The organism is Streptomyces sp. NEAU-174, from assembly GCF_052665095.1.
On record NZ_JBQTCE010000001.1, the window covers coordinates 738,250 to 760,529 of the forward strand.

17 protein-coding genes are annotated in these 22,280 nt (G+C 72.2%); 3 read left to right on the plus strand and 14 right to left on the minus strand.

Annotated elements, in window-relative coordinates; genetic code table 11:
- Position 1 precedes the first annotated feature (1 nt).
- The 8 genes from ACT2CW_RS03130 to ACT2CW_RS03165 all read right to left on the minus strand — a co-directional run bounded on the left by ACT2CW_RS03130 (position 2) and on the right by ACT2CW_RS03165 (position 6,962).
- A complete protein-coding gene (locus tag ACT2CW_RS03130) occupies positions 2-730 on the minus strand; it encodes an ABC transporter permease subunit (protein WP_037957473.1) in 729 nt (242 codons plus the stop codon).
- 15 nt (positions 731-745) lie between these two features.
- A complete protein-coding gene (locus ACT2CW_RS03135) occupies positions 746-1,672 on the minus strand; it encodes an ABC transporter ATP-binding protein (protein WP_164435607.1) in 927 nt (308 codons plus the stop codon).
- The gene (locus tag ACT2CW_RS03140) at positions 1,669-2,568 is read right to left on the minus strand and encodes an ABC transporter permease (protein WP_445515406.1); all 900 of its coding nucleotides are present in this window, start codon (positions 2,566-2,568) and stop codon (positions 1,669-1,671) included. The genes ACT2CW_RS03135 and ACT2CW_RS03140 overlap by 4 nt, the downstream gene beginning before the upstream one ends.
- Positions 2,558-3,634 (minus strand): ABC transporter ATP-binding protein, encoded by a 1,077-nt coding sequence (locus ACT2CW_RS03145; RefSeq protein WP_445515407.1) that lies wholly within the window; start codon positions 3,632-3,634, stop codon positions 2,558-2,560. Before ACT2CW_RS03145 ends, ACT2CW_RS03140 begins: the two co-directional genes overlap by 11 nt.
- A 115-nt stretch (positions 3,635-3,749) precedes the next feature.
- Positions 3,750-4,313, minus strand: a complete 564-nt coding sequence (locus tag ACT2CW_RS03150; protein ID WP_445515408.1) for a hypothetical protein — start codon at positions 4,311-4,313, stop codon at positions 3,750-3,752.
- 92 nt (positions 4,314-4,405) lie between these two features.
- On the minus strand, positions 4,406-4,990 hold the full coding sequence (gene pspAB, locus ACT2CW_RS03155) for a PspA-associated protein PspAB (protein ID WP_445515409.1): 585 nt from the start codon (positions 4,988-4,990) through the stop codon (positions 4,406-4,408).
- A gap of 3 nt (positions 4,991-4,993) precedes the next feature.
- Positions 4,994-5,902, minus strand: coding sequence for a zinc metalloprotease HtpX (htpX, locus tag ACT2CW_RS03160; protein WP_164435617.1), 909 nt, complete (start codon positions 5,900-5,902; stop codon positions 4,994-4,996).
- Between the two features lie 151 nt (positions 5,903-6,053).
- On the minus strand, positions 6,054-6,962 hold the full coding sequence (locus tag ACT2CW_RS03165) for an LLM class flavin-dependent oxidoreductase (protein ID WP_445515410.1): 909 nt from the start codon (positions 6,960-6,962) through the stop codon (positions 6,054-6,056).
- A 169-nt stretch (positions 6,963-7,131) separates the two neighbouring features.
- Here ACT2CW_RS03165 and ACT2CW_RS03170 point away from each other — a divergent pair, with 169 nt between their 5' ends.
- Positions 7,132-8,013, plus strand: a complete 882-nt coding sequence (locus ACT2CW_RS03170; protein WP_445515411.1) for a Cof-type HAD-IIB family hydrolase — start codon at positions 7,132-7,134, stop codon at positions 8,011-8,013.
- A gap of 66 nt (positions 8,014-8,079) precedes the next feature.
- Here ACT2CW_RS03170 and ACT2CW_RS03175 read toward each other — a convergent pair whose 3' ends face one another.
- The 6 genes from ACT2CW_RS03175 to hisC form a co-directional block, all read right to left on the minus strand.
- Positions 8,080-8,913, minus strand: a complete 834-nt coding sequence (locus ACT2CW_RS03175; protein WP_445515412.1) for a hypothetical protein — start codon at positions 8,911-8,913, stop codon at positions 8,080-8,082.
- A gap of 387 nt (positions 8,914-9,300) precedes the next feature.
- Positions 9,301-10,989, minus strand: coding sequence for a sensor histidine kinase (locus ACT2CW_RS03180; RefSeq protein ID WP_445515413.1), 1,689 nt, complete (start codon positions 10,987-10,989; stop codon positions 9,301-9,303).
- A 220-nt stretch (positions 10,990-11,209) separates the two neighbouring features.
- A complete protein-coding gene (gene cydD, locus ACT2CW_RS03185) occupies positions 11,210-15,217 on the minus strand; it encodes a thiol reductant ABC exporter subunit CydD (protein ID WP_445515414.1) in 4,008 nt (1,335 codons plus the stop codon).
- A gap of 19 nt (positions 15,218-15,236) precedes the next feature.
- Positions 15,237-16,238 carry a cytochrome d ubiquinol oxidase subunit II gene (gene cydB / locus ACT2CW_RS03190; RefSeq protein ID WP_445515415.1) on the minus strand — a complete coding sequence of 334 codons (1,002 nt, stop codon included), beginning with the start codon at positions 16,236-16,238 and terminating at the stop codon, positions 15,237-15,239.
- A 15-nt stretch (positions 16,239-16,253) separates the two neighbouring features.
- Positions 16,254-17,879, minus strand: a complete 1,626-nt coding sequence (locus tag ACT2CW_RS03195; protein ID WP_445515416.1) for a cytochrome ubiquinol oxidase subunit I — start codon at positions 17,877-17,879, stop codon at positions 16,254-16,256.
- 214 nt (positions 17,880-18,093) lie between these two features.
- Entirely contained in the window at positions 18,094-19,173 is a 1,080-nt protein-coding gene (hisC, locus tag ACT2CW_RS03200) for a histidinol-phosphate transaminase (RefSeq protein ID WP_325118881.1), read from the minus strand.
- Between the two features lie 405 nt (positions 19,174-19,578).
- On the opposite strand from hisC, the gene ACT2CW_RS03205 reads away from it, so the two are divergent.
- Together ACT2CW_RS03205 and ACT2CW_RS03210 are read left to right on the plus strand one after the other, a co-directional pair.
- Positions 19,579-20,679 carry a LacI family DNA-binding transcriptional regulator gene (locus ACT2CW_RS03205; protein WP_138914833.1) on the plus strand — a complete coding sequence of 367 codons (1,101 nt, stop codon included), beginning with the start codon at positions 19,579-19,581 and terminating at the stop codon, positions 20,677-20,679.
- A 231-nt stretch (positions 20,680-20,910) separates the two neighbouring features.
- On the plus strand, positions 20,911-22,176 hold the full coding sequence (locus ACT2CW_RS03210) for a metallophosphoesterase (RefSeq protein WP_445515417.1): 1,266 nt from the start codon (positions 20,911-20,913) through the stop codon (positions 22,174-22,176).
- Positions 22,177-22,280 lie beyond the last annotated feature (104 nt).

Sequence of the window (22,280 nt, forward strand, 5' to 3'; positions counted from 1 at the left end):
GTCACTCCTCTCCCGCGAGCGTCAGCGTGCGCAGCTTGCGACCCGCGTACCAGGTCGCGGCCACGGTCACGGCCAGCAGCAGGATGACGCCGGTCGCCAGGCCGACGTCCGACGTGATCACATCGCCGTCCGCGACCTTCTGCGCGAGCGCCAGCGCCCACTGCTGCACGCTGAGCTTGCGGGCCCCGGCGACCAGGCTGCCGAAGAAGGTCTCCCAGACCAGGGCGTAGACCAGCCCCGCGATCACCGCGTGCCGGGTCACGGTGCCCAGCAGCAGGAAGACCGCGCTGTAGGCGACGGAGGCCACGGCGGCGGCGACGGCGTAGCCGACGGCCAGCTGGTTCGCGTTGCCGTTCAGCACGAAGCCCGCGAGCAGGGTGGGGATCGCGGAGAAGGCGACGGTGACGCCGATCGCCACGATCAGTTTGGTAATGATGATCGTCGGCCGCTTCACCGGCTTGGCCAGCAGATAGATGACCGAGCCGTCGTCGATCTCCGGGCCGATCGCGCCCGTACCGGCGATCACGCCGATCAGCGGGACCATGGTGGCCATCGCGAAGCCGCCGAGGATCGCGTCGGCCGTGTCGTCGTCCGCGCCGGTCAGCAGCCGTACGGCGAGCGAGATGATCAGCAGCAGACCGGGGAGGGTGAAGAGGATCAGCGCACGGCGGCGGCCGAGCAGGGCCCGGTAGGTGAGCCGCGCGACGGTGGGGTGGTAGAGCGAGGACATCGCTGTGGGCTCCTTTCAGGCCGCGACGAGGTAGGAGAAGACGCTCTCCAGGGACTCGTCGGATGGCGAGACCGTGAGGAGCCGGATGCCCTGGTCACGGGCGACGCGGGGCAGCAGTTCGGTGAAGCGGGCGAAGTCCACCGCCTGGATGTGCAGCCCGCCGTCGACGCCGGTGCTCGCGTCGACCTCGATACCGGTGGTCGACGGGTCGGCGATCAGGGCGGCCGCGAGCGCGCGGTCGTCGCTGGACCGTACGAGATAGCGGTGTGGACGGTCCGTCATCAGCCGGCGGATCTTGCGGAAGTCGCCGGAGGCGGCGTGCCGCCCCGCGACGATCACCTCGATGTGCGCCGCCAGCTGCTCGACCTCCTCGAGGATGTGCGAGGAGAACAGCACGGTGCGGCCCTCGGCGCCCATCCGCCGCAGCAGATCCATCAGCTGCATCCGCTGCCGGGGGTCCATGCCGTTGAACGGCTCGTCCAGGAGGAGCACCGACGGCTCGTGCACCAGCGCGGAGGCCATCTTCACGCGCTGGCGCATGCCCTTGCTGTACGTGGCGATCTTCCGGGAGCCCGCGTAGTCCATCTCGACGGTGTCGAGCGCCTTACGGGCGGCGGCGCGGGGATCGGGCAGCCCGTGCAGCTCGGCGTTGGCGATCACGAACTCACGGCCGGTGAGGAAGTCGTACATCGCCTCCCGCTCGGGGACGAGCCCGATGTGGCGGTACGCCTGCTCATTGCGCCAGATCGGGGCGCCGTCGAGGGTCACCGACCCGGTGGAGGGGGCCAGGAAGCCGCCCATCATGTTGATGAGGGTGGACTTGCCGGCGCCGTTGGGGCCGAGGAGCCCGGTGACACCGGGGCCGATGTCCATGGTCACGTCGTTGACGGCCACGACGTTCCCGAACCAGCGGGAGACGTTGTCGATGGCGATCGTGGTCACAGGCCGACCTTTCGGTAGCGGCGCATCAGCAGCCCGTACGAGCCGGCGATCAGGCCGAGGAGAACGAGGACGTAGACGAGCCCGGTCCCGGTGCCCGGGCCGACCCCGCCGGGGAAGGAGGAGGTGGCACCGAGGAACGCCGTCTGCACCCCGTCGATGATGGTGATCGGCGAGAACAGCCCGATCCAGCTCACCGGGCCGGTGTTGCCCTGGTCCCAGGCGATGGCCTGGACGGCGGACACCGCGCCGTAGGAGATGGTCAGCAGGGCGATGACGGCGGCGACGCCGAAGCCGCGGCGCGGGGTGAGCGCGGCGACGACCAGGCTGATGCCGGCGAAGAGGAGCGAGAGCAGAGCCACGGAGACCAGTCCTTGTGCGAAGCCCTTCGTCTGATCGGCGAAGTCCAGCTTGGCGAGCAGTGCCCCGGCGTAGAGGATCAGCAGGGGCGCGCCGGTGAGGATGAACAGCGCGGAGGCCATGGCGGCGAACTTGGCCACCACGTAGTCCACCGTTTCGATGGGCCGCGAGAAGTAGAGCGGGACCGTCTTGAAGCGGAGGTCCCGGGAGACGGACTGCGGCGCCTGGGAGGCGGTGTAGAGGCCGATGACGGCCTGAAGCATGATCGCGTAGCGGGTGTACTTGACGGGCAGCTCGTCCGCGCTGGTGGCGATGGCCACCGCGACGATGATCGCGGCTGGCATGCACATCACGGCGAACAGCAGCATCGGCGCGACCTTGGACTTGGCCGAGCGACCGAGGCCGTAGGCGCCGCGCAGGCTCTGGGAGAAGAGCGAGCGGCGGGCGTAGGCGCGGCCGAGGCGCGGGCCCTCGTAGTGGCGGTAGCCGATGTTGTGAATGACGTCGGCGCGCTGCGGGGCCACGGTCTCAGGCGGCATCGACGGCACCTCCCTTCCCGTGTGCGCTTGCGGCGGCGTTCGCGGTGTTCGCGGCCTCCGTGGCGTTCCCGGTCTCCGCGGCGTTCGCGTCCTCGTCGTCGGACCGGAAGATCTCCGCGATGCGGTGGCGGCGCTGCTCCATGCGGACCAGTCCGAGGCCGAGGTCGGCGATGGTGTCGCGGACCGTGTCGTACGTCTCCTCGCCCGCGACGTCGACCAGCAGCACATGGTCGGAGCCGGGCGACCCGTCGGCGCCACGGCCGGCGGGCTGGACGGTGAGCCCCGCCCGGTCGAGCGCGGTGCGCAGCGCCGTGGTGCCGTCCGGGTGGTCGGCGGTGTCGGTCACCTCGACCGCGAGCGAGGCCGTGGCCTGGGTGAAGTCGCTGGTGGAGCTGGAGCGGAGCAGCTTGCCGCCGTCGATGACCACGACGTGGTCGCAGGTGCGCTCCAGCTCGCCGAGCAGATGCGAGGTGACCAGGACCGAGATGCCGAAGTCCGTGTGCACGCGGCGGATCAGCCCGAGCATCTCGTCGCGGCCGACCGGGTCGAGGCCGTTGGTCGGCTCGTCCAGCAGCACCAGGCGCGGGTCGTGCACCAGGGCCTGGGCGAGCTTGACCCGCTGCTTCATGCCCGTGGAATAGCCGCCCATGGGGCGGTACCGCTCCTCGTACAGCCCGACGTGGCGCAGGGTGTCGGCCGTGCGCTCGCGGGCCGCGGAGGGTGGCAGCCCGGACATGCGCGCCATGTGGACGACGAACTCGGTCGCCGAGACATCGGGCGGCAGACAGTCGTGCTCGGGCATGTAGCCGACGCTTTCGCGAATGGCGCTGCCGTCCTTCGCCACATCGAGGCCGAGCACGGAAGCGCGCCCCTCGCTGGCGGGGGACAACCCGAGCAGGATCTTGATCAGCGTGGACTTACCGGCGCCGTTGGCACCCACCAGGCCGGTGACCCCTGGTGCGATGTCGACGGACAGCCGGTCGAGCGCGGTGACGCGGGGGAACCGCTTGCTCAGACTTTCGGTGGCGATCACAGTCACGCGTTCGACGGTAGTGGTGTGAGACACAGGCGGCGTCACTCCAGACGGTGGGATTCGCCTCGTCCTCGGGTCTGACGCGCCCGTAGGGGGCAGGCCCCGACCGGAGGGGGTTACCAAGGGTATCCACAGCCGATCCGGGGGCTTATGCCCGATGTGCCGCGGGGGTCAGCCGGGACCGTGCCCATCCTGGGTACCACGCGGTGAACAGGGCCGGAAGGACGAACCCGGCGAACTGCGCCGCCAGCGCCGCCACCACGCCCAGACCGGCGGAGACGACCACGACCATGGCCGCGGCGGAGAGGGTGAAGGCGATGGACCAGGCCCGGGTGATCACCACATTGATGTGCCGGAACGCGTAGGTGTCCCAGACCTCGGGCGGCGCCTGGCGCCGGGCGATACCGGTGGTGAAGGGCCGCCCGACGGCGAGGGTCGTCCAGGCGGTGACGGCAAGCCAGCTCAGCGCCAGCGCGCCGACGTAGTCCTTGAGCCCGCTGTCGGGGCGGGCGAAGGCGAAGGTCGTCAGCGCGGTGAAGAAGGCCACCGTGCTGCACTCGAGGATGAGGGCGTCGGCGGCCAGGCCCGCCTTACGGGCCCGGATCAGCATCGCGGCCCCCAGCACCAGCCCGGCCAGGGCGCCCCACTGCCAGCCCAGCGTGGACACGATCGCGAGGGCGATCCACGGCAGGAATCCGCGCAAGTAACTCATTTGACCCTGCGTGCCCTGCGAGGCCGGTCCTATGCCTGATGGGCCGTCCGCCGGGAACGGGACCGCTCGCTGTCCGGCCGGGAACGGGACCGTCAGAGACCTGGTGCGCCCCAGACCGGGAACCAGCGGCTCAGGTCCTCCTCGATCCGCAGATCGTCCCCGAGCAGCGCCCGTATCTGGAGCTCCAGCGCGTTGTCCCGCTTCTCCGCGGCGCCCGGCAGCGGCGCGAAGGGGTAGAAGGTGCCGCGCTTGTAGAGGTACACGAGCGCGAGCGAACGCCCCGCCGCGTCCTGGAAGCCGATCAGCGAGCACAGCAGCTGGGGGCCGAACCCCCCGTCCTGGAGCAGCGAATTGACCGCGTGCAGATCGTTGACGAGAGAGGCCACATCGTCCGGCCGCTGCCGGGCCAGCAGCCAGGTGTAGCCGTACGCGTCCTGGCTGAACTCCACGGGCACCCCGCCCCGCTCCGTGTCCGCGTCCAGCAGCTCCCGCACATCGCGCTGGAGCTGAGAGAAGGCGCCGCCCTCCACGCTCGCGAAGCAGACCGAGCCCCGGCCGGTCGGGGTGAACCCGGCCCCCGCCTCCAGGCTGACCGCGGCCCCCGGGAGCCCGAAGAGCCGGTCGAGGTCGGGGCGCACCGGTTTGCTGCGGCCCAGGATGGCGTCCAGCAGCCTCATGCCTCAGCCCCTTCCCGCCTGGCCCAGCTGGGTGGAGATGCGGGCGAGCTGGTCGAGCCGCCGCTCCAGCGTCGGATGCGAGGAGAACAGCCGGCTGACGCTCTCGCCGGAGAGCGCGGGCGCGAAGAAGAACGCGTTGTACGGCTCGACCTTGCGCAGGTCCCGGGTCGGGATCCGGGCCATCTGCCCCGTCACCTTGGTGAGCGCGGCGGCGAGCGCCGAGGGCCGCCCGGTCAGCAGCGCGCCGGCGCGGTCGGCGGACAGCTCGCGGTAGCGGGACAGCAGCCGGGTCAGCAGGAAGCTGATCGCGTAGACCACGGCGCTGATCAGCGGGATGAGCAGCACCGCGATGCCCACGTTGTTGTTACGGCTGCCACGGCTGAGCCCGCCCCACAGCGCCGCGCGGGTCATGATGCCCGCCAGCACCCCAAGGAAGGAGGCGATGGTCATGACCGCCACGTCGCGGTGCGCCACATGCGACAGCTCATGGGCGAGCACGCCCTCCAGCTCCTCCGGCTCCAGCCGCCGCAGCAGGCCCGTGGTGGCGCACACCAGGGCGTTGCGCTGATTGCGGCCGGTGGCGAAGGCGTTCGGCACATCGGTGTCGGCGATGGCCACCCGGGGCTTGGGCATGTCCGCGAGCGCGCACAGCCGGTCCACCGCACCGTGCAGCTCGGGGGCCTGCTGCGGGGTGACCTCCCGGGCGCCCATGCTGAACGCCGCGATCCGGTCGCTGAACCAGAACTGCGCCACGAACAGCCCTCCCGCGAGGATCACGATCAGCGGCCAGGCGCCCTTGAACAGGGCGAGCAGCACGCCGATGAAGACCACATAGAGCAGCCCGATGAAGAACATCGTCGTGACCATGCGCGTGGTCAGCCCACGGTCCGGGGCATAGCGGGTATGCGGCATGGGATGCCTCCCCAGTGACGCGACGCCAAAGGCTCTATACCCGATTCTGCCGCTTATCGGGCGATCCGCGCCGCGCGCCGGCGTCCTTTACGCAGCTTGTACGGCTATGCGGCTTGTATGGCTATGCGGCTTGTACGGCGAGCTGTACCGCTTACCCCGCTATCTGGGCCGCGCCCTCCGTGGCAATCTTCTCGAAGACCCCGAGGTCGGCCGCGAAGATCGAGTCGGGGATCGGCCAGTGCAGCACGATCTCCTCGATGCCCAGCTCGGCATGGCGTCCGGCGAAGTCCACAAAGGCGTCCACCGAGCTCAGCGGCCCTGTGCCGTCCGGGGTGAAGCCGGTGAGGAAGATCTTGTCGAGGTCGTCGGCGTCCCGCCCGGCCTCCGCGCACGCCTTGCCCAGCCGGTCGATCTGACCGCCGATGGCGGCCAGCGAATCGGCCGGGGTGCCCGTCTCGGAGATCTTCGGATCGCCCGTGGTCACCCACGCCTGGCCGTGCCGCGCCGCGAGCCGCAGCCCGCGCGGACCGGTGGCGGCCACCGCGAACGGCAGCCGCGGCCGCTGCACACAGCCGGGGATGTCGCGCGCCTCGTACGCGCTGTAGTGCGTGCCCTCGTACGTCACCACGTCATGCGTCAGCAGCCGGTCGAGCAGCTCGACGAACTCGCCGAACCGGTCCGCCCGCTCCCGGGGCGACCACGGCTCCTCGCCGCCGCGCAGCAGCGTCGTCGCGTCGAAGCCGGAGCCGCCCGCGCCGATGCCGAGGGTGATCCGCCCGCCGGACACGTCGTCCAGCGTGATCAGCTCCTTGGCCAGGGTCACCGGATGCCGGAAGTTCGGGGAGGTGACGAGGGTGCCCAGGCGCAGCCGCGAGGTCGCCGCGGCGGCCGCCGTCAGCGTGGGCACCGCCCCGAACCAGGGGCCGTCGCGGAAGCTGCGCCAGGACAGGTGGTCATAGGTGTACGCGGCGTGGAAACCCAGCTCCTCGGCGCGCTGCCATGTCGTCCGGCCGCCCTCGGACCAGCGGTGGATGGGCAGGATCACGGTGCTCACTCGCATACCGCGAGCCTATGCGGTGGGTGTGACAACGCCGCACCGAGCCGTACCGACGCCGCATCCGACGCCGTACCGAGCCGTACCCGACGCCGCTCCGGGCCGTACCGACGGGACGCTTGGGCGGGCCCACCCGAGCACCGTGCCCTCACCGATGAGCGGCATATGCGGGAGGATGGTTGCCGTGACTCCTGCGACCGACCGGCCGAACACCCCGGCCCCAGAGCGTTTCCGCCCCGCCCCGGCCCGGCCCCGGCTGATCGCCACCGACCTCGACGGCACCCTGCTGCGGGACGACAAGACGGTCTCCGACCGCACCGTGGCGGCGCTCGCGGCGGCCGAGCGGGCGGGCATCGAGGTGTTCTTCGTCACCGGCCGTCCGGCCCGCTGGATGGACGTCGTCAGCGCCCATGTGCACGGCCACGGCCTGGCGATCTGCGCCAATGGCGCCGCCGTCGTCGATCTGCACCAGGGCGGGCTGCCGATCGAGGTCCGTCCGCTCGCCACCGACCGGGCCCTCGCCATCGTGGAGGCGCTGCGCGAGGCGGCCCCGGGCACGTCCTTCGCGGTCGAACGCAGCGGCGGGATCTTCTACGAACCGCGGTACCCGCCCTTCCACCTCGACCCGGGCGCGATCGTCGCGCCCGCCGAGAAGCTGCTCCACGACGGTTTCGCGCACGCCGACATGCCGGTCCTCAAGCTGCTCGCCCACCACCCCGAGCTGACGCCGGACGACTTCCTCCAGCTGGCGCGCTCGGTGGCCGGGACCCACGGCGACTTCACCCGCTCCAGCCCGTCCGCCCTGCTGGAGGTCAGCGGTCTCGGGGTCAGCAAGGCCAGCACCCTGGCCCGGTGCTGTACCGAGCGCGGGATCTCGGCCTCGGAGGTCGTGGCGTTCGGGGACATGCCCAACGACCTGGAGATGCTGATGTGGGCGGGCACCTCGTACGCGATGGCCAACGCCCATCCGGATGTGCTCGCCGCGACCACCCACCGCACGGGCGCCAACACCGAGGACGGCGTCGCCGTCGTCATAGAGCGGATGCTGGCCGGATAGCCGGGACGGCACCGCGAACGCCCCCGGCCGCGGGGCCGGGGGCGTTCGTGTCCGACCGGAGTCGGCTTACCAGAAGATGACGGCGTACCCGTTGCCGCCCGCGGTGCCGTTGCTGCCCGTGCCGCCCGGGGCGGTGCCACCGCCCGCGCCGCCGCCGGCGCCGCCGTTACCGCCCTCGCTGGTGTTCGTCGGGGGCAGCTGCACGATGCCGTCGACCGCGTCGCCGCCCTCGCCGCCGAGCGCGCCGGACTCGCCGTTCTCGCCGGTCCGGTTGACCGCGTAGATGCTGTTGCAGCTACTACCCGTGCCGCCGATACCGCCGGCGCCCGGCGTACCCGGGGCGGTCGTGGCGCCGCCACCGCCGCCACCGCCGGTGCCACCCGTGGCGGTGAGCTGGTTACCGCTGGTGGAGGCCAGGGTCGTCGAGGTGCCGTTGCCGCCGGTCGTACCCGCGGTGCCGGTCGTGGTGCCACCGGGACCACCGGTACCGGCGGTGCCGCCGGTACCCAGGTCCACCGTGTAGGTGGCGAACGGCACGACCGAGATGACGCACCAGGTGAAGCCGCCGGACCCGCCGCCACCGCCAGTGCCGCCCACGGCGGCGCTGCTGCCGCCACCACCGCCGCCACCGCCACCGCCCGCACCCCAAGCCTGGATGTGCACCGAGGTGACTCCCGGGGGCGGCGTGAAGGTGCCGTCCGCGGTGAACTCCTGCACCCCGTGGAGAACGGTCGGCGGCTTGGGCGGCTTGGGACGGCCGAACCCGGCGGGGTCATCCGCCGAGGCGGCGGGCGACATGGTCAGCAGCTGGCTGGACAGAGCCGCCGCCGTCGCGACGGAGGCGAAGAGGACCCGGCGGCGCGCCCGGGAACGATGAGGAGTAGGGCTCTGGCTGTTCACGTCATGACTTCCTTCCCCGCGTCGGGCCAACAAGCTGTCGCGGAGTGCGAAGGGATACGAAGGACCGAGCGGCCCGCGAGCCTCATCTCACCCACGGTTAAAGTGATCCGCACTCTGACAAGCCGATAGTTGGACCGCGTAGGTGAGCGGTTGGGCCGGGCGGGCGACAACCCCCGCGCCACGACGCCCTGTCACCGGCCCAGCGCCGTGTCGAGCCCTTGGCCCGGCCACCGCCCGGTCAGGCCCCGGCCGGTCAGGCCCCCGGCCCGGCAGCGGTCCGTAAAGCACCTTCGCTCGGCAACAGGCCCCAGACCTCTCACGGTTGGCGGGCATGAGGCCCCCCGGCCCCGCCAGTGGCGCCTCAGGCCCCTCACTCGGTAACGGCCGTCAGGCGTCCTCGCTCGGCAGGGGTGCCTCCCACGCCACTGTCGTGCCGCGGCCGTCCTCCCCGAGGCCGGGGCCGAAGGTGCTCGATCCGCCCAGCGCCTCGGCCCGCCGTACCAGGTTGGCCAGACCACTGCGCCGACCGTCCGCGGGCACGCCCACCCCGTCGTCCGCGACGGTCAGCCGGACCGCCGGGCGCCCGTCCGCGAGCCGGGCGGTGGTGTCCACGACCACCTCGATCCGCTCGGCCCTGGCATGCCGGAACGCGTTGGACAGCGATTCGCGCAGCGCCGCGACGAGATGGGCGCCGGTCACCGACACGACCAGGTCGTCCACCGGGCCCAAGAAGGTCAGCGACGGCTGGAAGCCCAGCGGCACGGCGGCGGCCCTGACCTCCCGCAGCACCCGGCCGCGCAGCCCGGGTGGCGTCTCGGGCGGGGTCTGCTGCAACGCGAAGATCGCCGTCCGTACCTCCTGAATGGTGGCGCCCAGTTCTTCGACGGCCCGCTCGATCCGCTCCCGTACCTCCGGCGCGTCCGACTGGCGCTCCGCGCTCTCCAGCAGCATCCCGGTCGCGAAGAGCCGCTGGACGACGAGGTCGTGGAGGTCGCGGGCGATCCGGTCGCGCTCCTCGAGGACCGCGAGCCGCTCCCGGTCGCGCTGCGCCTCGGCGAGCACCAGCGCGACCGCCGCCTGCGCCGCGAACTGGGCGGCCAGGGTGCGCTCGGCCGCGGTGAACGGGTCGGCGTCGCGCTCCCGCGCGGTGGCCAGCACGCCGAGCACCCGGTCCCCGCTGCTCAGCGGCACCATCATGCTCGGTCCGTAGCGCCCGGGGACGCCGGTGCCGAGCAGCGGGTCGGCGGCCGGGTCCTCGATGAGGACCGGCTGCCCGGCCAGCAGCCTCGGCACGGCCGGGGAGCGGGCCGGAAGCACCGCGCCGAGCAGCCCGGACCGCTCATCGGCGGCCACCGCCACGGCCTTCAGCCCGTCACCGCCGTCCTCCGGCAGCAGCACGATCCCCACCGCCGCGTCCGCGAGCTCCCGGGCCTTCTCGGCGACCACGGCCGGTCCATCCCCGGCGCCGCCGGACAGCACCGCCTGGGTGACGGCCACCGACCCCTCGATCCAGCGCTCGCGCTGCCGGGTGGCCCCCTGGACGCGGGTGTGCCCGATGGCGATCCCCGCCTCGGTCGCCAGCACCTCGACCAGATGCCGATCGGATTCGGTGAACGGACCGCCGTCCCGCTTCTCGGCGAGGCAGAGGATGCCGAAGATCTCCTCACCGACGCGCAGCGGAACGGTGAGATACGAGCCCGACTGCTGGGACGGGCCGGGCGGCTCGGCGGCCGAGGGCTTTCCGGTGCGGCGTGCGTCGGCGAGCAGTTCCGCGCACCGCTCCCGGTCGGCCTCTGTCACGCCGTACGTGACCACATCGGCCAGCCCCTGGCCCGCGGCGGCGTCGCCGTCGCTGTGGTGCACCCCGATCGCGGCACGGCGCGCGCCCACCAGCTCGGCCGCGGTACGGACGATCCGGTCGAGGACGGTGTGCGCGTCCGGCCCGGTGCCGAGCGAGCGCATAGCCTCCAGCAGTCGCGGCAGCCGCGCCGTGAGCTCGGTGGACAGCCCCCGCAGACCGCGGGTCGCCTCCGCGGCCACATCCAGGGGATCGGGGGAGGGGGCAGCGGCCGCCATGCGTCGAGCCTAATGAATCCCGCAGGTAAACGCCCTGTCGTGAGCGCCCCGCGAGGATCCGCCGGACGGGCCCTACCGAGGGTCCAGCGGATCTTGCTCCCCTCACCGCCTCTTCCCGCAGCGTCGATATGCGGCTTCGCCCCTGGACCGCCGGGGACTGGGGCGGAGCCCCAGTTGTGGGAAGGGGCGGGGAGGGGAGCAGCCCGCCGCAGGCGCCCCGCTACCCCGCACCCACCAGGACTCCGCCCTCCACCGCCTCGCGCTCCAGCATCCGGCGGAACGGACCCGCGACCGAGGCAAGTTCCGCGTACGTCCCGCGCTGGACGGCGCGTCCGCCATCGAGGACGATCACCTCGTCCACCGCGTCCAGGCCCGCCAGCCGGTGGGTGATCAGGACGGTGGTGCGCCCCCGGGTCGCCGACAGCAAGTCGGCCGTCAGGGCGTCGGCCGTGGGCAGGTCCAGGTGCTCGGCGGGCTCGTCCAGGACCAGCACCGGGAAGTCCGCCAGCAGCGCCCGGGCCAGTGCCAGCCGCTGCCGCTGACCGCCGGACAGCCGTGCGCCCTGCTCGCCGACCATCGTGTCCAGGCCGTCCGGCAGCCCGTCCACCCAGTCCAGCAGCCGGGCCGCGGCCAGCGCCGCGCGCAGCTCGTCGTCGCTCGCGCCGGGGCGCGCCAGCCGCAGGTTCTCGCGCAGCGAGCTGTCGAAGACATGGGCGTCCTGGGCGCAGAGGCCGACCAGCCGCCGTACCGCGTCCCCGTCCAGGGCGGCAGCGTTCCGGCCCGCCAGGGTGTACGTACCGCCCTCGGTGTCCAGGAAGCGGAGCAGCACCTGGGCGAGGGTGGTCTTGCCCGCCCCCGACGGGCCGACGACCGCGACCCGGCGGCCCGGGCGCAGCTCCAGCCCGAACCCGTCCAGGGCGGGGACGGACTGACCCGGGTGGCGGGCGGTGATCCCGCGCAGCACCAGCGGATACGGCGCGCTCGGCGCCTCCTCGCGCCCCGCCTCATCCGTCTCGCGCCCCACCTCGTCCGGCTCCCGCCCCGCCTCGTCCGGCTCGCGCACCGGCAGCGGCTCGTCCAGCACCTCGTACACCCGCTCCGCGGCCCGCCGCACCCGCTGCCGGTGCTGCACCGCGAGCGGCAGCCCCGCGACGGCCTCGAAGGCGGCGAGCGGGGTCAGCACCACGACCGCCAGCCACACCCCGTGGATCCGGCCGTCCGCCACGGCCGGTACCCCCACCCACGCCGCGGCCGCCACGGTAAGACCGCAGACCAGCGCTGACAGCCCGGCACCCGTACCGGCGGCGGCCGCCGTCCGCCGGGCGATCCGGGTGAGCACCCCGTCGGCCCGGCGCACCGCGTCCAGCCGGCGCGGCAGCGCGCCCGCGACGGTCAGCTCGGCGGCCCCCGCGAGCAGATCCACGACCTGCGCCGACAGGGCACCGCGCGCCGGTGCCAGCCGCCGCTCCGCGCGCCGCGCGAGCGCCCCGGACACAGCGGGCACCACGACCCCCGCCACCAGCAGCCCCGCCGCCAGCACGGCCCCGGCCTCGGGCAGCACCCAGGTGAGGAAGCCCACCGAGGCCGCGCCGACGGTCAGCGCGGTGCCGACCGGCAGCAGCCAGCGCAGGAAGTAGTCCTGCACGGTGTCCACATCGGCCACCAGCCGGGAGAGCAGATCGCCGCGGCGCGTCCGGCCGAGCCCGGCGGGCGCCAGCCGCTCCAGCCTCCGGTAGACGGCGACCCTCAGCTCGGCCAGCACCCGCAGCACGGCGTCGTGCGAGACCAGGCGCTCGGCGTAGCGGAAGACGGCCCGGCCGATCCCGAACGCCCGGGTCGCGGTGACCGCCACCATCAGATAGAGCACCGGGGGCTGCTGCGCGGCCCGCGAGATCAGCCACCCGGAGACGGCCATCAGCCCGACGGCACTCAGCAGAGCGAGGCTCCCGAGCAACAACGCCAGCCCGAACCGCCCCCGACTCCCGCGCGCGGCCCCGCGCACCCGCGCCAAAGCGCCCCGGCGGGGACGCGTGGCCGAGCCATACGGCACGGCCGAGCCGTGCGACACGGCCACGCCATGCGACGCCGCCGGGCCACCCGACGCGCTCAAGCCCGTACCGTCCGGCCCGTACCGCACCTCGCCCAACAGCCCACCGGCTCCGGCGTCCGCCGTCGGCTCATGCGCGGCGGGCGTCCGCTCCACGCCCGCGGCCGCCTCCTGCGTGGACTCGCGCGCCCCCGCGCGCGGGCGCCCGGCCGCGCGCGCGACGTCCACCACCGAGGCAGGCTGATCCACGGGCAGCGGGGACAGCCCACCAGAACCGCCCGCCCCGGAGCCGGACCGCGCCTCCGCACCCACCCCTGACGCGGAGGCGCGCGCCTCGGCACCCAGAGGCCTGTCCGCATACGCGACGGACCGACGGACGCCGTCCCCGTCGTGCGCGGACCGGAGAGCGACCGTCGGCCCCGGGCGGACGCCGCCCACCGCCAACGCACGCCCCATCGCAGGCAGGGCGGCCGGCCCACCAGGAGCGGCGTCCCCGGCCCCCCGGCCCGAACCCGCCCCCGAACCCGGCCCGGAACCCAACCCCGCCCCCGGCAAACGCAGCACCCGATCAGCCAGCGGCAGCAGCGCCGGGCGGTGGACGACCAGGAGGACCGTGCGGCCCTCGGCGAGCCGGCGCACCGCCTCGACGACAGACGCCTCCGTCTCGCCGTCCAGGTTCGCCGTCGGCTCATCCAGGAGGAGCACCGGGCGGTCGGCCAGGAAGGCGCGGGCCAGGGCGATCCGCTGCCGCTGGCCCGCGGAGAGCCCGGCGCCCATCTCGCCCAGCCGGGTCTCGATCCCGTCCGGCAGCGCGGAGACGAAACCCAGCGCGTCCGCGTCCCGCAGTGCGGCCCGCACCGCCTCGCCGTCGGCGTCCGGCCGGGCCAGCCGGACGTTCTCCGCGATCGTCCCGGCGAAGAGGTACGGGTGCTGGGGCACCCAGGCGATCTGACGCCGCCAGCTCTCGGGGTCCAGGGAGGCCAGGTCCCGGTCCCCGATCAGCACCCGGCCCTCGTGCGGCGCCGCGAAGCCCAGCACGGCGTTCAGCAGGGTCGACTTCCCGGCGCCGCTGGGGCCCACGACGGCGACCGTCTCCCCGGGGCGGATCTCGCACGAGGTCCGGGCGAGGGACGGTTCGGTGCGTCCGGGGTGGCGGACCACCAGCCCGTCCAGCGCCAGCCCGGCACCCCGGGCGTCGGGGGCGGGCGAGCCGCCCGCCCCCGAGGGCTCGCGCTCCAGCACCTCGAAGACCTCGTCCGCCGCCGTCAGCCCCTCCGCCGCCGCGTGGTACTGCGCGCCCACCTGCCGCAGCGGCAGATACGCCTCGGGGGCGAGGACCAGCACCACCAGCCCGGTGAAGAGGTCCATCTCGCCGTGCACCAGCCGCATCCCGATGTCGACCGCGACCAGCGCGACCGACACCGTGGAGAGCAGCTCCAGGGCCAGGGAGGACAGAAAGGCCAGCCGCAGCGTCTTGAGCGTGGCCCGCCGGTAGTCGCCCGTGATCGCGCGGATCGAGGCGGCCTGGGCCTTGGCCCGGCCGAAGACCTTGAGGGTGGGCAGTCCGGCCACGACATCGAGGAAGTGCCCGGACAGCCGGGACAGCAGCCGCCACTGACGGTCCATCCGGGACTGGGTGGCCCAGCCGATGAGCATCATGAACAGCGGAATCAGCGGCAGCGTGACGACGATGATCAGCGCGGAGATCCAGTCCGCGGTGACGATCCGGGCGAGCACCGCCACCGGCACCACCACGGCCAGCCCCAACTGGGGCAGATAGCGCGCGAAGTAGTCGTCCAGCGCATCGATGCCACGGGTGGCGAGGGTGGTGAGTTCACCGGTCCGCTGGGAGTCCAGCCAGCTCGGCCCCAGCCGTACGGCCCGCTCCAGCAGCCGCAGCCGCAGCTCCGACTTGACCGCCGCACCGGCCCGATGGGCAGCCAGCTCGGTCAGCCAGGAGACGACCGCCCGGCCGACGGCGACCAGCGCCAGCAGCCCCAGCGGAAGCGTCAGCGCCGTCACGCCGTCGCCCCGCTGGAAGGCGCCCACCACGATCTCGGCGATCAGCATCGCCTGCGCGATGACCAGCCCCGCTCCGGCCAGGCCCAGCGCCACGGAGGCGGCGAGGAAGAAGCGGGTGGCCCGTGCGTACCGCAGCAGCCGAGGATCGATTGGTTTCACGTGAAACACCGCACCCGTGTCAGTGGGCGGCGGGGATGTGCCGGGTGCCGATGCGCTTACGGAAGACCCAGTACGTCCACGCCTGGTAGGCCATGATCAGCGGCATCATGATGACGCCGACCCATGTCATGATCTTGAGCGGATAAGGGCTGGAGGCGGCGTTCGCCGCCGTCAGGCTCCACGCCGGGTCCAGCGAGGAGGGCATGACGTCGGGGAAGAGCGCCAGGAAGAGCATCCCGACGGCCGCCGCGATGGCCACCCCGGACAGCCCGAACGCCCAGCCCTCACGCCCCCGCTGGTTCATGATCAGCGCCGCGGCCAGCGCCACGACGGCGATGACGACCGCCACCAGGCTCCGGACGTTCCCGCTGTCGCCCTGCGTCCAGAGCAGGAACGGCACCGCGACCACGACGGTGGCCGGCCCGAGCCGGGCCGCGCACCGGCGCGCCCGCGTCCGGATGTCCCCGTCCGTCTTGAGCGCGGCGAAGACGGCGCCGTGGAAGGTGAACAGCACCAGCGTGACCGCACCGCCCAGCAGGGCGTACGGCGTGAGCAGATCCGACAGACCGCCCGCGTAGTTGCCGTCCCGGCCGATCGGCACCCCGTGCACCAGATTGGCGAAGATCGCTCCCCAGAGGAACGCGGGCAACAGCGAGCACCAGAAGATCGCATGCTCCCAGTTGCGCTGCCAGCGGTCCTCGGGGCGCTTGTGCCGGTACTCGAAGGCGACACCGCGCAGGATCAGGCAGACCAGGATGGCCAGCAGCGGCAGATAGAAGCCGCTGAAGAGCGCCGCGTACCAGTCGGGGAACGCGGCGAAGGTCGCCCCGGCCGCCGTGATCAGCCAGACCTCGTTGCCGTCCCACACCGGCCCGATCGTGTTGATCAGGACCCGGCGCTCGGTGCGGTCGCGGGCGAGCAGCTTGGTCAGTACGCCGATGCCGAAGTCGAAGCCCTCCAGGAAGAAGTAGCCCGTCCACAGGAAGGCGATCAGCAGGAACCAGAAGTCGTGAAGGTGCATGATCCTCTCCGGCCGTCAGTACGCGAAGGTCAGCGGCTTGTCGGCGTCCTCGTCCTCGGCGGAGGCCCCGCCGTCCGGACTGTCAGGACCCCCCGGACCGCCCCGGCCCCCCGGGCCGCTCGACGGCAGCCGCAGCTTCGGGTCCTTGGCGGGCGGCTTCTCGTCGGTGTCCGGTCCGGCCTTGGCGTACTTGGTCAGCAGCCGCACCTCGATCACCGCGAGCACCCCGTACAGCAGCGTGAAGACGCCGAGCGAGATCAGCACCTCGGCCCGGCTGACGCCGGGGGAGACCGCGTCGGCGGTCTTCATCAGCCCGTAGACCACCCACGGCTGCCGGCCCATCTCGGTGAAGATCCAGCCAAAGGAGTTGGCGATCAGCGGAAAGCCCATGGTGAGGATGCCGATCCGCCAGGACCAGGTGGACAGCAGCGGGCTCATCTCGCGCTTCTTGGTGAGCATGAGCCGGGGCACCTCGTACTCGCCGGTGCGGAACGCGGGCGCCAGCCACCGCTTGCGGCGGGTCGTCCACAGCCCGATCAGCCCGGCGACGAACGAGGTCATCCCGAAGCCGATCATCAGCCGGAAGCCCCAGAAGGTCATGAAGATGCTGGGGATGTAGTCATCGGGCTGACCGCCGTACGCGTCGGCCTCCCGCTGGGCGATGTCGTTGATACCGGGGACGGAGTCGGTGAAGTTGCTGTGCGCCAGGAAGGAGAGCACCCCGGGGACCTCCAGCTCGACGCTGTTGTGCCCCTTGCTGACATCGCCGACGGCGAAGACCGAGAAGGGCGCGGGCGCCTGGGTGTCCCAGAGGGCCTCGGCCGCCGCCATCTTCATCGGCTGCTGCTCGAACATGACCTTGCCGAGCTGGTCACCGCTGATCGCCGTGGAGAGCCCCGCGATCACCGCGACCACCAGACCCACCCGCAGCGAGGCCCGCATCGCCCCGATCTGCTTCTTCCGCCGCTCGCCCAGCTCCTCGCCGCGCTCCTGGCGGCGCTTGGCCCGCAGCAGATGGAAGGAGGAGATCCCGATGATGAAGGCGGCACCGGTGAGGAAGGCCGCGGTCAGTGTGTGGAAGACCACGACCAGGGTGGTGTTCTGGGTCAGCACCGCCCAGATGTCGGTCAGCTGGGCCTTTCCGGTGGCCTTGTCGATGGTGTAGCCGGTCGGGTGCTGCATCCAGGAGTTGGCGGCCAGGATGAAGTACGACGAGAGGATCGTGCCGAGCGAGACGATCCAGATGCAGGCGCAGTGGATCTTCTTGGGCAGCTTGTCCCAGCCGAAGATCCACAGACCTATGAAGGTGGACTCGAAGAAGAAGGCCAGCAGGGCCTCCATCGCGAGCGGAGCGCCGAAGACATCACCGACGAAGCGGGAGTAGTCCGACCAGTTCATGCCGAACTGGAACTCCTGCACGATGCCGGTGACCACACCCATCGCGATGTTGATCAGGAAGAGCTTCCCCCAGAACTTGGTGGCGTGGAAGTACTTCTCCTTGCCCGTGCGGACCCAGGCCGTCTCCAGACCCGCCGTGATCGCGGCGAGAGAGATCGTCAGCGGCACGAAGAGGAAGTGGTAGACGGTCGTGATGCCGAACTGCCATCGGGCCAGCGTCTCCGGCGCCAGAGCCAGATTCACCTGAATCTCTCCTTACGGTCGTGCCTGCCCGCGGAGCGAGCTTGTGAACGTATTCACATTCACAAGCAATGATACGCACATGGCTTCGCCCCCTCCCACCGGGGGTGGTAGGGGGCGAATGGGGCACGTATGGGTATCCTGCGCACCTCTCGGAGGGGCCGTTGGGCCCCTTGCCCATGGGGCCTTGCCGACGGGGCCCTTGCCGACGGGGCCCTCAGAGCTCCTTGCGGTACTCCTCCGCCGTCCGCAGGAAGATCTCGTTCGCCTCGCGCTCGCCGATGGTCACCCGCACCCCCTCACCCGGGAAGGGACGGACCACCACACCCGCCGCCTCGCACGCCGCTCCGAAGTCGGCGGTGCGCTCCCCCAGCCGCAGCCAGACGAAGTTCGCCTGGGAGTCCGGGACCGTCCACCCCTGGGCGGTCAGCGCCTCCCACACCCGGCCCCGCTCGGTGACCAGCGCGTCCACCCGCTCCCGCAGCGCGTCCTCGCTGCGCAGCGAGGCCACCGCGGCGTCCTGGGCGAGCTGGCTGACGCCGAACGGCACCGCGGTCTTGCGCAGCGCCGCCGCCACCGGCTCATGGGCGATCGCGAAGCCGACCCGCAGCCCGGCCAGGCCGTACGCCTTGGAGAAGGTGCGCAGCACACACACATTCGGCCGGTCCCGATAGAGATCGATCCCGTTGGGGACCGCTTCGTCCCGGATGAACTCGATGTACGCCTCGTCCAGCACCACCAGCACATCGGACGGCACCCGCTCCAGGAACCGCTCCAGCGCGGCCCGGCGCACCACGGTGCTGGTCGGATTGTTGGGGTTACAGACGAAAATCAGCCGGGTGCGGTCGGTGATGGCGTCCGCCATCGCCTCCAGGTCGTGCTCCTCGGCGTCGTTCAGCGGGACCCGCACCGACGTCGCGCCGGCGATCTGAGTGATGATCGGATATGCCTCGAAGGACCGCCAGGCGTAGATCACCTCGTCGCCCGGCCCCGCCGTGGACTGGACCAGCTGCTGGGCCACGCCGACCGAGCCGGTCCCGGTGGCCAGATGCTCCAGCGGTACGTCGAAGCGGCTCGCCAGCTCGGCGATCAGCGCGGTGCAGGCGAGGTCCGGATAGCGGTTGAAGGAGGCGGCGGCGTTCGCGGCGGTCTCCAGCACCCCGGCCAGCGGCGGATAGGGGTTCTCGTTGGAGGAGAGCTTGAAGGCCTGGGGGCCGCCCGCGGCCGCCGGCTTACCGGGCTTGTACGTCGGAATGCCGTCCAGCGCGGCGCGCAGCTTGGGGCTCTTCTCGGTCACCGACAGTCCTCCTCGACCCATCCTGTCCCGGGCCGTGCACAGCGTTCGCACACGGCAATACTGCACACCTTATGAGGATTCCCCCGTCTCGCGTACCCGCCGGGCGCCGCCGCGTACCCGCCCCCGGCGCCCGCGTGCCCGCCGGGGGGAGCGCCCCGCTTTTCCCCGCGCGCCGGTGGCGAGCGCCGTGGCGCGCATCACCCGTGCAGGTGAGTTGAGACCTCTTCGAGACATGTATCAATCACCAGGCATGGATATGCCAGGGGCGATCAGAGGCCCAGTTGAACCCCCAACTGGCTTCACTTCCAAGGGAATTGGGGAAGGCGCTCATGCAGAAACGTGCCTTCCGAATACCGATGGCGGAATCGCGCAACCCGCCCACCCGCGCCCTACTATCGGCTGGCCATGACAGCAGCAGGGAAGCACCAGGTGAGCCGGTCGGCCGGCCGCCGGTTAGGGCGGGCGGGCATCCGGGACGTGGCCGCCGCCGCCGGGGTCTCCATCACGACCGTCTCCGACGCGCTCAACGGCAAGGGCCGGCTCCCGGAGGCCACCCGCCGCCATGTCCGCGAGGTCGCCGAGCGGCTGGGCTATCGCCCGTCCGCAGCGGCCCGCACGCTCCGTACCGGCAAGTCCGGCCTCATCGGCCTGACCGTGACCACGTACGGGGATGAACCTTTCACCTTCACCGAGTTCGCCTACTTCGCCGAGATGGCGCGGGCCGCCACCTCCGCCGCGCTGGCCCGCGGCTACGCCCTCGTCATCCTCCCCGCCACCTCCCGCCACGACGTGTGGTCCAACGTCGCCCTCGACGGCACCGTGGTGATCGACCCCTCCGACCACGATCCGGTCGTCACCGAGCTCTTGCGCCAGGGCATCCCCGTCGTCAGCGACGGCCGCCCCGCCGGCGCCCTGCCCGTCACCGCCTGGGTCGACAACGACCACGAGGCGGCGGTGCTGGGACTGCTCGACCATCTCGCCGAGGCCGGCGCCCGCCGGATCGGACTGCTCACCGGGACCTCCACCGACACCTACACCCGGCTGTCCACCACGGCGTACCTCCAGTGGTGCGAACGGGTGGGACAGGATCCGGTCTATGAGGCGTACCCGGCCCACGACCCTTGTGCCGGTGCCGTCGCCGCCGACCGGCTGCTCGCGCGCCCCGACCGCCCCGACGCGGTCTACGGCCTCTTCGACCCCAACGGCACCGATCTGCTCGCCGCCGCCCGCCGCTACGGACTGCGGGTCCCCGACGATCTGCTACTGGTGTGCTGTAGCGAATCGACCGTCTACCGCACCACCGAGCCGCCCATCACGACCCTCTCACTCAAACCCCGCCGGATCGGCACGGCGGTCGTCCAGTTGCTCATCGACGCCATCGAGGGCCTTGACACCGACCAGCCCGTTGAGCAGGTCATACCCACCGAATTGATGGTGCGGACGTCCTCACAGCGCCGTCCGCCGCGTACGACGGTCAGCGCCCCGCGCAGCCGAGCTGGAGGCTGACCTGAGGGCGACTCAAGGATGACCCGAGGAGGACCTGAGGCCAATGGGCTTCCCCTACTGGGCCAATCCGGGATAAAAGTCCGACGAAGCAGGAGCGAGCTGCGATTGACGGCACCCTGGTGCGTCACAAGCCCTCACGGTCATTCCTATGATGGGCGGACGACACCGCGGACCGCCGTCGACCAGGCAAGGTCCACAAGGTGGCACGGCGGCGTGATGGTGGAGGGGTCGATGACTCAGGGGGCCGGTCTGGAAGCCACGGCAGGGACCACGGCTGCGATCCCTCCTGTGCCCGCGTACGGGGCGTACACCCCGCCCGGCTTGGTCGCGCCCGGAGCCGTGGAGCCCGGGTCCGTGCCCGCCGCGCCGGGCACCGCCGCGCCCGTGCCGGAGCCCGCGCCCGTGCCCGCGCCGGAGGGGCCGGCGCCCGGCGCACCGGCTCCGGCAGCGCCCGCTCCCGGCGCACCCGTCCCTGGCGTACCGGCGCCCGGGGCGCCCGCGCCGGATACGCCCGCGCCCCTGCCCGCCGATTACACCCCGACCGAGCGGCTCCCGATCCTGGGCCCGGGGCACACCCTCAAGGACACCCAGCTCGTCCCGCCGCAGGACCGCCCCACCGTGGCGCTCACCCCGGTGCCCGAGCCCGAGGACGGCCCGCTGGCCCAGGACGAGGGCCCCGGCCCGCTGTACGTCGTGGGCGATGTCCACGGCTACCACGAGGAGCTGCGCGAGGCGCTCGCCGCCGAGGGCCTGATCGACGCCAAGGGCAACTGGTCGGCGGGGAACGCCCGGTTGTGGTTCCTCGGCGACTTCACCGACCGCGGCCCGGACGGCATCGGCGTCATCGACCTGGTCATGCAGCTCTCCGCCGAGGCCGCCGCCGCGGGCGGCTACTGCAAGGCGCTGATGGGCAATCACGAGCTGCTGCTGATCGGCGCCAAGCGGTTCGGCGACACGCCGGTCAACTCCGGTGCCGGAACGGCATCCTTCCAGGCGGCCTGGCTGCTCAACGGCGGCCAGCGCAGCGATATGGAGCGGCTCGAGGACCACCACCTCCAGTGGATGTCCCGGCTGGACGCGATGGCGGAGGAGGACGGCCATCTGCTGGTCCACTCCGACACCACCGCCTATCTGGAGTACGGCGACTCGATCGAGGCCGTCAACGACACCGTCACCGAGACGCTTCAGCGCAGCGACGCCGACGAGTGCTGGGACCTGTTCCGCAAATTCACCAAGCGGTTCGCCTTCCGCGACGAGGACGCCGGGCCCACGGCGGCCCGCGAATTGCTCGACACCTACGGCGGGGAGCGCATCGTCCACGGCCACAGCCCGATCCCGTATCTGCTCGGCGAGGTCGGCTCCGAGGACGGCGAGGACGGCGGCGCGCCCGCGGTCGAGGGCCCGCATGTCTACGCGGACAATCTCGCCGTGGCCATGGACGGCGGCATCACGATGGCCGGAAAACTGCTGGTCGTTCAACTTCCCCTGCCGAACTGAGGATTCAGCGGACGCTGTCCGGGGCAGATAGAGAGTTTCACCGGCGCGGGAGCAATTCGGGAAACTTGCTGTCACCCCGCGCCGGATCGGCTCTACCATCGGCT

What these genes read in the sequence shown, in the direction of transcription:
- ACT2CW_RS03130 (WP_037957473.1), bottom strand. Translation starts at nt 730, where the DNA reads ATGTCCTCGCTCTACCACCCCACCGTCGCGCGGCTCACCTACCGGGCC.
- ACT2CW_RS03140 (WP_445515406.1), bottom strand. Translation starts at nt 2,568, where the DNA reads ATGCCGCCTGAGACCGTGGCCCCGCAGCGCGCCGACGTCATTCACAAC.
- ACT2CW_RS03150 (WP_445515408.1), bottom strand. Translation starts at nt 4,313, where the DNA reads ATGAGTTACTTGCGCGGATTCCTGCCGTGGATCGCCCTCGCGATCGTG.
- pspAB (WP_445515409.1), bottom strand. Translation starts at nt 4,990, where the DNA reads ATGAGGCTGCTGGACGCCATCCTGGGCCGCAGCAAACCGGTGCGCCCC.
- htpX (WP_164435617.1), bottom strand. Translation starts at nt 5,902, where the DNA reads ATGCCGCATACCCGCTATGCCCCGGACCGTGGGCTGACCACGCGCATG.
- ACT2CW_RS03165 (WP_445515410.1), bottom strand. Translation starts at nt 6,962, where the DNA reads ATGCGAGTGAGCACCGTGATCCTGCCCATCCACCGCTGGTCCGAGGGC.
- ACT2CW_RS03170 (WP_445515411.1), top strand. Translation starts at nt 7,132, where the DNA reads ATGGTTGCCGTGACTCCTGCGACCGACCGGCCGAACACCCCGGCCCCA.
- ACT2CW_RS03180 (WP_445515413.1), bottom strand. Translation starts at nt 10,989, where the DNA reads ATGGCGGCCGCTGCCCCCTCCCCCGATCCCCTGGATGTGGCCGCGGAG.
- cydB (WP_445515415.1), bottom strand. Translation starts at nt 16,238, where the DNA reads ATGCACCTTCACGACTTCTGGTTCCTGCTGATCGCCTTCCTGTGGACG.
- ACT2CW_RS03205 (WP_138914833.1), top strand. Translation starts at nt 19,579, where the DNA reads ATGACAGCAGCAGGGAAGCACCAGGTGAGCCGGTCGGCCGGCCGCCGG.
- ACT2CW_RS03210 (WP_445515417.1), top strand. Translation starts at nt 20,911, where the DNA reads ATGACTCAGGGGGCCGGTCTGGAAGCCACGGCAGGGACCACGGCTGCG.